General features: G+C 59.5%; 11 protein-coding genes. 3 read left to right on the top strand and 8 right to left on the bottom strand.

Annotated features, from left to right (window positions below; translation table 11 throughout):
• Window positions 1–2: 2 nt before the first annotated feature.
• Window positions 3–1,460 carry a xanthine dehydrogenase small subunit gene (gene xdhA / locus Q4577_RS02730; protein ID WP_303466644.1) on the bottom strand — a complete coding sequence of 486 codons (1,458 nt, stop codon included), beginning with the start codon at window positions 1,458–1,460 and terminating at the stop codon, window positions 3–5.
• A gap of 160 nt (window positions 1,461–1,620) precedes the next feature.
• On the opposite strand from xdhA, the gene Q4577_RS02725 reads away from it, so the two are divergent.
• Window positions 1,621–2,547 carry a LysR family transcriptional regulator gene (locus Q4577_RS02725; protein ID WP_303466645.1) on the top strand — a complete coding sequence of 309 codons (927 nt, stop codon included), beginning with the start codon at window positions 1,621–1,623 and terminating at the stop codon, window positions 2,545–2,547.
• A 219-nt stretch (window positions 2,548–2,766) separates the two neighbouring features.
• Here Q4577_RS02725 and ade read toward each other — a convergent pair whose 3' ends face one another.
• Both ade and hppD read right to left on the bottom strand, forming a co-directional pair.
• Window positions 2,767–4,464, bottom strand: coding sequence for an adenine deaminase (ade, locus tag Q4577_RS02720; protein WP_303466646.1), 1,698 nt, complete (start codon window positions 4,462–4,464; stop codon window positions 2,767–2,769).
• Between the two features lie 162 nt (window positions 4,465–4,626).
• Window positions 4,627–5,724 carry a 4-hydroxyphenylpyruvate dioxygenase gene (hppD, locus tag Q4577_RS02715; protein ID WP_303466647.1) on the bottom strand — a complete coding sequence of 366 codons (1,098 nt, stop codon included), beginning with the start codon at window positions 5,722–5,724 and terminating at the stop codon, window positions 4,627–4,629.
• Between the two features lie 140 nt (window positions 5,725–5,864).
• Here hppD and Q4577_RS02710 point away from each other — a divergent pair, with 140 nt between their 5' ends.
• Window positions 5,865–6,320: an Lrp/AsnC family transcriptional regulator gene (locus tag Q4577_RS02710; protein WP_244691325.1), complete on the top strand. Its 456-nt coding sequence runs from the start codon at window positions 5,865–5,867 to the stop codon at window positions 6,318–6,320.
• Between the two features lie 95 nt (window positions 6,321–6,415).
• The gene (locus tag Q4577_RS02705; protein WP_303466648.1) at window positions 6,416–8,293 is read left to right on the top strand and encodes a monovalent cation:proton antiporter-2 (CPA2) family protein; all 1,878 of its coding nucleotides are present in this window, start codon (window positions 6,416–6,418) and stop codon (window positions 8,291–8,293) included.
• 12 nt (window positions 8,294–8,305) lie between these two features.
• On the opposite strand, the gene Q4577_RS02700 is transcribed toward Q4577_RS02705, so the two are convergent.
• The 5 genes from Q4577_RS02700 to Q4577_RS02680 form a co-directional block, all read right to left on the bottom strand.
• The gene (locus Q4577_RS02700) at window positions 8,306–8,905 is read right to left on the bottom strand and encodes a manganese efflux pump MntP family protein (protein ID WP_303466649.1); all 600 of its coding nucleotides are present in this window, start codon (window positions 8,903–8,905) and stop codon (window positions 8,306–8,308) included.
• A gap of 191 nt (window positions 8,906–9,096) precedes the next feature.
• Complete coding sequence (locus Q4577_RS02695; protein WP_244691327.1) at window positions 9,097–9,606, bottom strand: CarD family transcriptional regulator; 510 nt, start codon at window positions 9,604–9,606, stop codon at window positions 9,097–9,099.
• Between the two features lie 295 nt (window positions 9,607–9,901).
• A complete protein-coding gene (gene fdxA, locus Q4577_RS02690) occupies window positions 9,902–10,240 on the bottom strand; it encodes a ferredoxin FdxA (protein WP_244691328.1) in 339 nt (112 codons plus the stop codon).
• Window positions 10,241–10,290: 50 nt separating this feature from the next.
• Window positions 10,291–10,674: an RNA-binding S4 domain-containing protein gene (locus tag Q4577_RS02685; RefSeq protein ID WP_303466650.1), complete on the bottom strand. Its 384-nt coding sequence runs from the start codon at window positions 10,672–10,674 to the stop codon at window positions 10,291–10,293.
• Between the two features lie 3 nt (window positions 10,675–10,677).
• The gene (locus tag Q4577_RS02680) at window positions 10,678–13,674 is read right to left on the bottom strand and encodes a helicase-related protein (RefSeq protein WP_303466651.1); all 2,997 of its coding nucleotides are present in this window, start codon (window positions 13,672–13,674) and stop codon (window positions 10,678–10,680) included.
• Window positions 13,675–13,687: the final 13 nt, after the last annotated feature.

The following is a 13,687-nucleotide window of genomic DNA, read 5'->3' as shown; positions in this document are numbered from 1 at the left end:
CCTTATGCCACGGCCAGCCGGACCGGCGTTTTGCCGGAATGCTCGTGGAAAAACCGGCGCAGCAGGTTGGCAGCGGCCATCGCGCGGTAATCCGACGTGGCACGCCAATCCGTGAGCGGTGTGAAATCCTGTGCCATGTGATCGGCGGCGGCGTCGAATGTCGCCTCGCACCAGGGTTGGCCGATCAAGGCCTCTTCGGTCCTGGCGGCCCTCTTCGGCGTCGCAGCCATACCGCCAAAGGCCAGTCGCGCGACGGTGATGACGCCCTCCTCAATGGTCACGGCGAACCCGGCCGCCACCGAGGAAATATCCTCGTCCCGCCGCTTTGAGATCTTGTAGGCGGCATGCATGTCGCCCGGTTTCGGCAGCGGCACGCGGATTTCGGCGACGAATTCACCCGGCGCACGATCCTGCTTGCCATAGTCGATAAAGAAGTCGGCCAGCGGCAGAACCCGTTGCGCGCCCCCCCGGCGCAGCACCACCTCGGCCCCCATGGCAATCAACACCGGCGGCGTGTCACCAATGGGCGAGCCATTGGCGATATTGCCGCCAATCGTGCCCATGTTGCGCACCTGCCAACCGGCAATACGGTTCCAATATTCGTCCAGATGCGGGAAATGCTCTGCCACCACCGGGCCGAATTCGGAATAGCTGACACCGGCGCCGATGCGAACCTCGGTGTCCGAGACTTCGATCCCCTTCAACCCATCAAGATGGCCGATGAAGATCGCCGGACCGATGGGTTTCAGGAACTTGGTCACCCAAAGCGCCACATCCGTCGCCCCGGCCACAATGGTGGCATCCGGCATCCCGGCATAGACTTCGGCGAAATCATCGACACTGCCGGGCAGGATGGCGCGGTTGTCCTCTGGCCCTGTCACCACCCGGTTGCCATCCTGCATAGCGGTCAGCGCCGCCGTCACCCGGTCGCGTTCCTGCATCAGCAGATCGGCGCTTGGCGTGCCATACCGGCTGACGGCCACCGCAGCGCGGATGATCGGCTCATACCCGGTACAGCGGCAAAGATTGCCCTGAATCGCGGTCTCGACCTGTGCCGGACTTGGCTCCGGCACCTCCATCCACAGCGCATAAAGCGACATGATGAAACCGGGCGTGCAAAAGCCGCACTGGGAGCCGTGGAAATCGACCATCGCCTGTTGCACCGGATGTAATCCGCCCCCTGATCCGCGCAGATGTTCAATCGTGACCACGTGACAGCCATCAAGCGTCGCCAGGAACCGAATGCAGGCATTCACCGCCTCATAGCGCAGCCCATCCGCCGCCAATCGGCCAACCAGAACGGTACAAGCGCCGCAATCGCCCTCGGCGCAGCCCTCTTTGCTGCCGGTCAAACGGCGATTGATCCGAAGGAAGTCCAACAGGGTCTGCGACGCGCCCACATCAGGCAACGAGACCGGTTGGCCGTTCAACAAAAAGTGGATTTCATGGCGTTCCTGCATCTGGCGTCTCCCGCTGGTGTGCTTGGCCTTGCGGTGGTTTTACGCTCATTTTCGTTCAACAAATACGGTCGCAATTGGCAAATACTTTCAACAGATCGTTGATAAACGGCCCGCCTTGGGGGTAGACTTCGGAAACCTTCCGGGAAATTGAGCCACGCCAATGCCTTATGTCGAAAGCCTTCGAGTCTTTGTGCGCGTGGTGGAATTGGGGTCGATCACATCGGGCGGCCGCGATCTTCGCCTGACGCCGGCTGTGGCCAGCAAACGGATCAAGGAGCTGGAAAAACACCTGGGCGTGCGGCTGTTCAATCGCACGACAAGATCGCTGACCCCGACCGAGGTGGGGCGGGTGTTCTACGACCACGCGCGCCAGGCGCTGGCCGCGCTGGAAGACGCCGAAGCGGTGGTGGCAAATTTCTCGGACACACCGCGTGGCGTGATCCGGGTAACAGCACCGCTGGGGGTCGGGCGTCGGATCATTGCGCCACTGGTGCCAAAATTCACCGACCTCTACCCGGAATGCCAGGTTCAAATGCGCCTGTCGGACCGCCAGGTGGACATTCTGGGTGAACGTCTCGACGTCGCGTTCTTTATCGGCATTCCAAAAGAGAGCAACCTCACCCTGCGCAAAATTGCAGAATGCAACCGGGTCCTGTGCGCGGCCCCTGACTATCTGGCGCGCCACGGCACACCGCAAAACGCCGACGCCTTGCTGTCGGCGGATCACAATTGTCTGTTGCTGCGCTATCCCCGCTCACCAGAATATTTCTGGTTGTTGGACACAGCAGACGGACCGCGCAAAATGGATGTGGCCGGCAAATTCGACGCGGACGACACCGATGTGCTGATCAATTGGGCCCTTGCGGGGCAAGGGATTGCAAATGTGCCGCGTTTCCTGATCACGGGCCATCTGACAGCAGGAAATTTATGTGAGGTGCTTCCCGCCACACCGCCGCGTCCCTCAATTTTCGGCTGTCTGTACCCACACCGCCGCTTGCAGGATCCCAAGATCCGCCGATTTGTCGAGTTCATGACCCAGCATTGCAGGTCGGGGATTGCTGATATGGCCCAGACCTACCCGATTTAACGGCCTTTACCCCATTTTGTGATCTCGTCGCGCCGGGGCGCGCCGACAGGCTGGGGGGCTAGCCCCCCAGACCCCCCAGGATATTTTCAAACAGAAGAAGAAACCAACGAGCTACGACTTTCATCTGACCAGAAATATCCCGGGGGTGAGGCCAAAGGCCGAGGGGGCTGGCCCCCTTTTGCAGTTTCGGTGAACATTGTCCCCTGCCCCGTGCCAGGGTCAGCCGGGAATGATCTCGAATTTCACCACGTCCACCATACCGCGGTCGGTGATTTTCAAGGCCGGGATAACCGGTAGTGCAAGAAATGCCAGCTGCAGGAAAGGTTCTTCCAAAACCACGCCAAGCGAGCGCGCGGCGTCGCGCAGCGAGATCAAATGCTGATGCACCACTTCGAAGGGCTCAAGGCTCATGAGTCCCGCCACCGGCAGGGCAAGTTCGGCCAACACCTTCCCCCCTTGCACCACGACGAACCCGCCTTCTATTTCTGACAGGCGATTTGCCGCGATTGCCATGTCGGTATAATCCATGCCAACGCAAGCGATATTGTGGTGATCGTGACAGACGGTCGAGGCAATAGCCCCGTCCTTCATTCCGAAGCCGCGCACGAAACCGGTGGCGATATTGCCGTTTTTGCCATGACGTTCGACCACCGCGATGCGCGCCAGATCGCGCGCGGCGTCTGGGCGTTTGTCGCCGTCTTCGATTGCTATTACCTCTGTCAGGTGTTCGGTGATGATCTTGCCTTCGATAATGCCGATCACATCGGTGGCGCTGCGATTGCCGGTGGCGCGGAAATCGGCGGCGCTGACGCGGGGCGCTTTGACTGAATTGCGCCCCACAACATCGACATGGCCACGGGCCGCAAATGCCGCATCATCAACACGTTGCCCCGCACAGAAAACCATCTGCGCATGGCATCCCTCCAAAGTGTCGATTGCAACGATATCCGCGCGCAGGCCCGGCGCGATCATGCCGCGATCCTTCAGGCCGAAGGCTTCGGCGGCAGACAGCGATCCGGCGCGATAGGCGGCCAGTGGCGGCACGCCGCGTTCGATCAGCCGACGGATCATGTAATCCAGATGGCCATGATCCGCGATGTCCAGAGGATTGCGGTCATCGGTGCACAGGCACATATAGGCGCTGGTCCGTTCGGTCAGCAGCTCTGCCAGCGCCTCGAGATCCTTGGATACCGAGCCTTCGCGGATTAGCACCCGCATGCCTTTTTGCAGCTTTTCGCGCGCCTCTTCCGCCGTGGTCGCCTCATGTTCGGTTCGGATGCCTGCCGCGACATAGGCGTTCAGATCCTTGCCCGAGAGCTGCGGGCAATGGCCGTCAATATGGGCGTTTTCGAACAGGCGCAGTTTGGCCATGGCGCGCGGATCGCGAAAGATCACGCCGGGGTAATTCATGAATTCCGCCAATCCGATAGCAGACGGGTGCCCCATCACCTGGGCCAGATCATCGGCTTCGATCCTGGCGCCCGAGGTCTCCATATCGGTTGAGGGCACGCAGGATGACAGTTGCACGCGAATGTCCATCAGCGTGTGCTCGCTGGCCTTCTGGAAATAGCGTATACCGTCTAGCCCAACGACATTGGCAATTTCATGCGGATCACAAATCGCCGTGGTCACACCGCGCGGGGCAACACAGCGGTCGAATTCAAAGGGGGTGATCAACGAGCTTTCGATATGCAGATGCGTGTCGATGAACCCGGGCACCAACGTCAGGCCCGAGACATCGACCACCTCGCGCCCATCATATTCTGCGCCGATGCCCACGATCCGGTCGCCACAGATCGCCACATCCCCGGTGATGAAGTCACCGGTCACAAGGCAGAACACCTGCCCGCCGCGCAGGACCAGATCCGCCGTTTCATCCCCGCGCGCCTGCGCGATGCGTTGTTCCAGATTGCCCATGGCAGCCCCCTAAGTGATCACTTTGCTGCTGATCATAGGGCGGTGCATGACGGTGTCACCCAGGGAAACGACGGCGCGGCGCAGGGGGAGTCCCGGACATGATCCGGGACCTCATCGAAATTTGGCGAGAGGTCCCGGATCACGTCCGGGACCGCGGCGCAGTTACTTGACCGGGGCCAGTTCGCCGTTGTCGATCTGTTCCTGTTCGATGCTTTCAAACAAGGCTTTGAAATTGCCTTCGCCAAACCCATCGTCGCCTTTGCGCTGGATGAATTCAAAGAAGATCGGGCCGATCACTGTCTTTGAGAAGATCTGCAACAGAATGCGGGTTTCGCCACCGTCGACCACGCCTTCGCCGTCAATCAGAATGCCATGTGTCTTCATTCGATCCAGCGGTTCGTCATGCCCTTTGACCCGATCATAGGACATTTTGTAATAGGTTTCGGGCGGGCCCGGCATGAACTTCACACCTTTGGCCGCAATCGCATCGGTCGCGTCATAGATATCATGTGACCCGACGGCGATATGCTGAATGCCCTCGCCATTGTATTTCTTGAGGTAAGCAACGATCTGGCCAGTTTCGCCGCGATCTTCGTTGATCGGAATGCGGATGCGGCCACAGGGCGATGTCAACGCACGGGAAAACAAGCCGGTGAATTTGCCTTGAATGTCAAAGAACCGGATTTCACGAAAGTTGAACAGATCGCCATAAAAGCCGAACCATTTGTCCATATTGCCCTTGAACACGTTATGGGTCAGGTGATCGAGGTAGTAGAAACCCACGCCGCGCGGCTTGGATTGTGCGATCCAGTTGAAGTCTTCGTTGTAGGGCGAAGTTTCATAATATTGGTCGATGAAATAGATCAGGCTGCCGCCGATGCCCTTGATCGCGGGGACATCCATGGTCTTGTCGTTGCCTTCATAGGGTTCGGCCCCCTTGGCCACCGCATGATCAAACGCACGTTGGGCGTCGACAACACGCCAGCCCATCGACGGCGCACAGGGTCCATGCTCCTCGACAAATTTGGCGGCGAAACTTCCCGGTTCGGCGTTCAGCACATAGGTGATGTCGCCCTGCTGCCAAAGCTCGATCGCCTTGGATTTATGGGTGGCCACATGTTCGTAACCCATGCGGGAAAACAGGTCGCGCAACTCTTGTGGTTCCGGGTGGGCAAATTCGACAAATTCGAAACCGTCAGTGCCGGCGGGGTTTTCCGCGGTGATGGTCGATTTCGGGGCTTCGTGCGGGAACGGTCCCATAGCGCGTCTCCTGATATCCTGTTTTGATATGTGGAGTGTAGCGTTGACCAATCCGGGGATGTGCGCATAATTCGGCATGACCTTTTATAATTTCGCGGCAGAATTACGATTTCTGTCTAAAAGATGCGGGAAATACGCATATGCTCGATTCTTCTGACCGCAAGCTGTTGCGGCTGTTACAGGAAAACGCCCATCTGACCGCCAATGAACTGGGCGAGGCGCTGAACCTGTCGCCAAGTCAGGCCGGGCGGCGCCGTCAAAGGCTGGAGGCCGAGGGATATATCCGGGCTTATGGTGCCAAATTGGATGCCGCGCGGCTTGGGCTTGGGGTGCAGGCCTTTGTGCAGGTCCAATTGGCCAGCCAGCGCCCCGAAGACGGCGAGAGTCTTTCGAGATTGATGCAATCCCAGCCGGAAATTGTCAGCACCTGGACCCTGACCGGAGAGGCGGATTTCCTGCTCCGGGTCTATTGCCGCGATTTGGCGGCGTTGAACCGGCTGATCCATGACGTGTTGCTGCCGCATCGCGCGGTGGCCCGCATCCAGAGCCAGATTGTCATGGATCAGCTGAAACAGGATGCGCCGCTGCCACTTTAGGCAGCTGACGGCACAGATCATGCCAAGCGGGCAATGGCCGCTTGTTCATCCCTGCCCCGCCCTGCACAATGGCCGCAATCAGCAGGAATTTATCTATGGAAAGTTTTCTTTTTCAGGCCACCGTGTTTCTCGCCGCTGCGGTGATCGCCGTGCCAATCGCGTCGCGGTTTGGGTTGGGCTCGGTGTTGGGCTATCTGGCGGCCGGCATCGTGATCGGGCCGATATTCGGCTTTGTCGGCGGTCATGAAACACAGGAATTGCAGCATTTTGCCGAATTCGGCGTTGTGATGATGTTGTTTCTGATCGGTCTGGAACTGGAACCCCGCACCTTATGGGACATGCGTCACAAATTGATAGGGTTGGGCGGGTTGCAAATCACCCTGTCGACCCTGTTGATCATGGGCGGCGCGATGCTTTTGGGATTGGTCTGGCCGGTGGCGCTGGCGGTGGGGTTGATCTTTGCCCTGTCGTCCACCGCAATCGTACTGCAAACCCTGTCGGAAAAAGGGTTGATGCAAACCGGCGGCGGACGGTCCGCGTTTTCCGTGCTCTTGACCCAGGACATCGCGGTCATCCCGATGCTGGCGCTTTTGCCACTGCTGGCGGTCATCCCCCAGGCGGCGATTGCCCCGGACGGCGCGATCATACTGCCCTCGAACGAGGCCAAGACGGCGGCGGAACATTCGATGTCACTGGTCGAGGGGCTGCCGGGGTGGGGTGTGACCCTTGTCACCCTGGGCGCGGTGGCGGCGATCATCCTGGCGGGGATCTACCTTGTGCGGCCGGCGTTCCGCTTTATTCATGCGGCGCGATTGCGCGAATTGAACACCGCCCTCGCCCTGCTGATTGTTGTCGGCATCGGCACCTTGATGATCCTGGTCGGCCTGTCGCCTGCGTTGGGCACCTTTCTGGCGGGGGTTGTGCTGGCGAACTCGGAATTTCGGCACGAGCTGGAAAGCGATATCGAACCGTTCAAGGGCCTGCTGCTGGGGTTGTTTTTCATCACCGTGGGCGCCGGGATCGACTTCCCCACCCTGTTTGATGCCCCGCTGAAAATCCTTGGGTTGACGCTGGCGGTTATTCTGGCCAAGGGCGCGGTGCTTTTCCTGCTGGCGATCCTGTTCAAATTGAAGGGGCGAAACCGTTGGCTGTTCACGCTCAGCCTTGCCCAGGCGGGGGAGTTCGGGTTTGTGCTGATCTCCTTTTCGGTCAACCAGCACATTCTAGCGCCGGAATTGTCGCAAACATTGCTGCTGGTGGTGGCGCTGTCGATGCTGATCACACCGCTGCTGTTCATCCTGTATGAATATCTGTCGCGCCGGATGCACGACGGGGCGGAAACCTATGAAGAGGACGTTATCGACGAAAAAGGTCCGGTGATCATCGCCGGGGTTGGCCGTTTTGGCCAGATCGTCAACCGGTTGGTGCAATCCTCGGGGTTCAAGACCGTGGTGCTCGACAACAACATGAAAACAATCGAGCTGATGCGGCGTTTCGGGTTCAAGGGCTTCTACGGGGATCCCACCCGCCCCGAGCTGTTGCATGCCGCCGGTCTGCGCGAGGCACGGGTGCTGGTGGTGGCCTTGGATAACCCGGCGGCGGCCACCGGGCTTGTCGCGCTGGCGCGCCGCGAACGGCCTGATTTGCATATCATTGCCCGCGCCCGTGATCGCACCCATGCGTTCAAACTCTATCAGGCCGGGGCGAATGACATCGTGCGGGAATTGTTCGATTCCTCGCTGCGGGCGGGACGCTATGTGTTGGAAAACGTCGGGTTGACGGAATACGAGGCCGCAGAGGCGGAAAAGGTGTTCTATCAACATGACCGTCATTCCGTGGCCGAGCTGGCCGCGCTGTGGCGCGATGACATTCCTTCGATTGAGAACGAGCCCTATATCGCCCGCGCCAAGGAGCTGGAGGCCGACCTCGGGGCGCTTCTGTTGGCGCAATTGCAAAAGGATGACGCGGCTTAGGGCCGCGTCCCCCTAACCGGCGGTCAGATGTTGCACCAGAATGACCGATCCCAGCGCGATCAGAATGCTGCCGCCGGTGCCTTCGGCAATACGGCCATACCGTTGGCCAATGAAGCGCCCAAGCAGGACACCGGATGTGCTGGTCACCAGTGTGGCACAGCCAATGGCAGCGGCGACAACCAAGATATTGACGTCCAGAAACGCCAGCGACACCCCAACCACCATCGCATCAATCGAGGTGCCCAAAGCCGTGGCCAGCGTCATCCAGACCGATACCCGTCCCGCGACGGCATACCCCACGGCCCGGGGGCGACAGGCCTGAACCAGCATGTGCAGACCAACCGCCACCAGAAGCACAAACGCGATCCAATGATCAAAGGCCGCGATAAACGGGCTGGCGGATTGGCCCAGCGCCCAACCAATCAACGGCGTCACCGCCTCGACCGCGCCGAATATCGCGCCGGTCCTGAGCGCAAAGCCAAGGCTCGGGCGATTTTCACCCTCTGACCCACCCTCGGTCCCTGCCCCGGATTTTGCGCCTTTTCCCAACGCCGCCACAAAGGCATCCACCGACATCGACAAAGCAAGCACGCCAATTGCAATTGGGGACATTGGTTTTCCTAACCAGCATTGCGGGCAGACGGCACCCTGGGCATTCATCTAAACGCACAGCTTGGAAAAATCAAGAAAATCAAATAGTTACAAATGATTTTCATTCGCAACTTGCCGCAGATGCAAGCATGGAAAAGGCCCGCGCGATCGCTCGCACGGGCCTTGGATAGGATTTTATCAGGTTTCGCAGATCAGGCCGCGCGCGACAAAAGCACCTCATCCACCTGTTTGGCGGCTGCCACTTCGTCGCCACCGGCCACAGCGGCCACTTCGCGTGTCAGACGTTCCAACGCGGCTTCATAAAGCTGACGTTCGGAATAGCTCTGTTCGCGCTGTTCATCGTTGCGGTGCAGGTCGCGCACCACTTCGGCAATGGAAATCAGATCGCCAGAGTTGATCTTTTGCTCGTATTCCTGGGCCCGACGGGACCACATGGCACGTTTGACACGGGCCTTGCCCTTCAGCGTGGTCAGGGCGCGCTCGATCACATCGGGCGAGCTGAGCGAACGCATGCCGATTTCAGTGGCTTTGTTGGTCGGCACGCGCAGGGTCATTTTGTCCTTCTCGAAGGAAATCACAAACAACTCCAACGGGATACCGGCAATTTCTTCCTTGTCGATCGACAGGATCTGGCCCACGCCATGGGCGGGATAGACCACATAGTCGTTCGGGCGGAACTCATTTTTCTTCGATTTGGTCATGCAGTCCTTCCTCGCATGTCCCCATGCATCAAACGACAAAAAAGACCGCACGGGGAACAATCCTCTCCGTGTGCCGGTTTTCTATGAGCCGCTGTCAGCTGATCAGGTGCAGACGAACCTGATCTAAGTGGGGAATGTAAATCATGTACAGGGCAATATGCCACAAAACGGATACGATTTCCAGCATATTAACGCGAATGCCGGGATAGCTGTTGAAAATTCAACAGGTTAGATCGAAAATCCGGGCCCGTTTACCCGGATTTATCGCCTTTGACCGCGAATCATTTCCGTCGGGTCAACCGCCCTCGCCCGGTGCTTCCGAGAAATATTTCTCGAGCTTGCCAGTTTCGCCATCGCGTTCTGCGGCTTCGGGCAATTGGTCTTTCTTGGTGATGATGACCGGCCACAGTTCAGAGTATTTTCGGTTGAATTCCACCCATTTTTCCATGTCCGGCTCGGTGTCCGGGCGGATGGCATCGGCGGGGCATTCCGGTTCACACACACCGCAATCAATACATTCATCCGGGTGAATCACCAACATGTTCTCGCCTTCGTAGAAGCAATCCACCGGGCATACTTCGACACAGTCGGTGTATTTACAGGCGATGCAAGCATCGTTGACGATATAGGTCATGGGGCGTCTCTTTCATGCTGTCGCAGCGGTAGGTAATCCAGCAGGCCGGATCATTCAAGCGGGCGAAGCCGGTTAAGATCGAGGTTTCGCCGATCCCGCTTTGTCGGACGCCCCTTTCCTTCAAATGCCGGATTTCTGGGCGGCTTGTCCTCGGATTTCGGCTCCGGCGGGGACAAATCTTCGTAAAGCGCCTGTGCCTCCGAGGCCGGACCGCGCCGATCACCCAACGTCACAACCCGCACCACCCGGACGCGACGGGCCTGCAGAAATGTCAGAACATCCCCCGGGCTGATGGTGCGGCTGGGTTTGGACACACGAACACCATCAACACGCACCCCCTCGGTCGAGATGATGCGTGCCGCCAATGTCCGTGTCTTGAAAAACCGCGCCTGCCACAGCCATTTGTCCAGGCGCAGTTTGTCGTTTGCGGCCAAAGTCTAACCCTTGTCCTTGAGCCCCATAAGCGCCGCGGCAAAAGGATTGTCCGGGTCGATCCGGTCCTTTTTCTCTGGTCGTGCGCTGAATTTGCGCGGGCCATTGTCGTTTTTCTTGCCGCCATGACGGTCGCCCTTGCGGCCGCCCGCCTTGTGGCCGGGTTTGCCGCCCGGTTTGCCACCGTCGCGCGCGGGGCGTTTGCCACGCGGTTTGCCGTTGGATTTACCATCCTGCGCGCCGGCATCACCGCCCGCGTTGTCGCCACGTCCAGCACCACGATTACGCTCGCCGCCGCGATTGCGATCACCGCGCGGGCGACCCCAACGGAAGGTATAGAACACTTCGACTTCTGGTGCGGCTTTTTCGGCATCAGCGGCCTCGCCCGGGGCGATTTCACCGGCCTCGACATCAACCGTAGCTGCGGTTTCGCGCGCGGCAACCTCGGCCTCTGGCGCGATGTCGGCGACGGTTTCGGCCTCCGGCTCTGCAACGTCTGCTCCGATATCCGGTGCAATGTCCGCAGGCGATTCGGCCAGATCCGGCGCAGCCGCATCCATGATCGGCGCATCTGCGGCCGGGGCGGTGCCCTCGGCGGTGTCTTTGACCGCGACATCTGCGGCTTTCACCTTGCTGCGTTCACCACGCTCGGCCTGATAGCCCAGCCCCATCATCAGATCGGAAAACTGTTCCAGCGTCATGCCGGTGATCGACAGCATGTCCGGTTTTGCTTCGAAACCGCCACGGGTGTCCTCGGATCGCAACATATCCGCCAGACGTTCCAGCATGTCGATGCGAATCGAGCGGGCCCCGGATTTGCGGTAACCCGACATCGTGTCGGCCCCATCCGCCGCACCCACATCGGTTGGCACAGTGACCAGACCGGGCGGCGGTGCTTCGGGGAAAATATCAAGGTTCTGCCACAGCGACCACAGCACCAGACGCAGACGCGTCGGGGCAGGTTTCAGCAGCAGCGGCATGAAGATCGTGAACTGACCGAAACGCACGCGATGTTTGCGCAGCGCGCCACGGGCGTCCTGATCGAGCGCCTTGACGTCATCCGCGACCGTTGCACGCGGCAAAACGCCAAAACCTTCGACCATGCGAAAGGCAAAACCCTTGGCCAACCCGCTCAGCGCCTCGTCACGGCCCAGCGCGACAAGCGGTTCGAACAGCGTCGACACCTTGCGATCAATGAAGTGCTGCAAACGCCGCTGCACCTTCTGTGCCACATCCGGTCCAGCTTCGTCATCGACGAATGCCTTGACCTCGGGCTTCAGCGGATCCGCGCCTTTGACAAGTTTGCCAACCGCCTGATCGCCCCACATCAACCCACCCTGTTCGGTAAAGTCGATTTCGGTATCAGGCGCATTATAGAACCGGTCCGCGCGCAGATGGAAATGCGGGCTCAATGCCTGAAGCGACGCGGTTTTCAGCGTTTTTGCCTCCTGCCCGGTCGCATCTTTGTCCTGCCGGAAGCGGAACCCCTCAAGACGGCCGACGAATTCGCCCTCGACCGTCACTTCACCATTTTCATTCACTTCGGCCAAGAGGGCCTCCTTCTGCTTCAACCGCCGCAACAACACAGATGTGCGCCGATCAACAAATCTTTGGGTCAGGCCGGCATGTAACGCGTCCGACAGCCTGTCTTCTACAGCGCGAGTCTCGCCGCGCCAATGGCTTTCGTCACTGACCCAGCCCTTACGCTGTGCCACATAGGTCCATGTGCGGATATATGCCAATCGTTTCGACAATGTGTCGATATCACCATCAATGCGGTCAATGCGGCGAATTTGCCGCGCCAGCCAATCGTCGGGCATGGTGCCGCCCTGATGCAGGAAGCCGAATATCGACGCCAGAAGCCCGGAATGTTCGGCCGCACTGATGCCGCGAAAATCGGGAATGCGACAAACGTCCCACAGCAATCTGACCGCATCGGGGCTGGATGCGCGGGCAAAGACCTCATCCTCTTGTGCCAGGGTGCGCAGCGCCCGCAGGTCGTCGGATTCGCGTGTGCGCACAAGGATGTCATCCTCGGTCGGGCGTTCCAGCGATGCGATCAACCGGTCGATCGTGCCGAATTCCAGCGCCGCATTGCGCCATTGCAGTTTTTTCAACGGGGTAAAGCGGTGGTCGCAAATCGCATTTGCCACCTCTTCATCCAGCGGCGGCGCTTCGCCGGTAACGCCAAAGGTGCCATCGCGCATCCCGCGCCCTGCCCGCCCGGCGATCTGGGCCAGTTCATTTGGCGCCAGCGCCCGCATCCGTCGCCCGTCAAACTTTGACAGGCCCGAAAACGCAACGTGATGCACATCAAGGTTCAGCCCCATTCCGATGGCATCCGTCGCCACCAGAAAATCAACATCGCCGTTTTGATAAAGTTCCACCTGGGCATTGCGGGTCCGGGGCGACAAGGCCCCCATCACCACCGCTGCACCGCCCTTTTGCCGCCGCAACAGCTCTGCGATGGCATATACATTTTCAACAGAAAACCCGACAATCGCGCTGCGCGGTTGCAGTCTACTTATCTTTTTCGAACCAATATAGCTTAATTGGCTCAGACGGTCGCGGCGGGTGAATTCCACCCCCTTGACCAATGCAGCAATCGGGCCGCGCATGGTTTCGGCCCCAAGGAACAGCGTCTCATGGGTGCCACGCATCCGCAAAAGCCGGTCGGTAAACACATGGCCCCGCTCTGGATCGGCACAAAGCTGAATTTCGTCAATCGCCACGAAATCTGTGCCCATACCCTCGGGCATGGCTTCGACTGTACAGACCCAATATTGGCTGCGCGGCGGCACGATCCGTTCCTCGCCGGTGACCAGCGCGACCACAGAAGGCCCGCGCGCAGCAACGATCTTGTCATAAACCTCGCGTGCGAGCAGGCGCAGCGGCAGGCCGATAATGCCTGTGCGATGCCCCAACATGCGCTCGATTGCGTAATGCGTTTTGCCCGTATTGGTGGGGCCAAGGACCGCAACGGTCCGTCCACTGGTCGCCATCCCGCGTCCTCCG

The sequence above is a fragment of the Marinovum sp. 2_MG-2023 genome, assembly GCF_030548265.1.
Classification (GTDB): Bacteria; Pseudomonadota; Alphaproteobacteria; order Rhodobacterales; family Rhodobacteraceae; genus Marinovum.
Note: the sequence above shows the minus strand (reverse complement) of the source record. Positions and strands in the feature narration are given on the sequence as shown.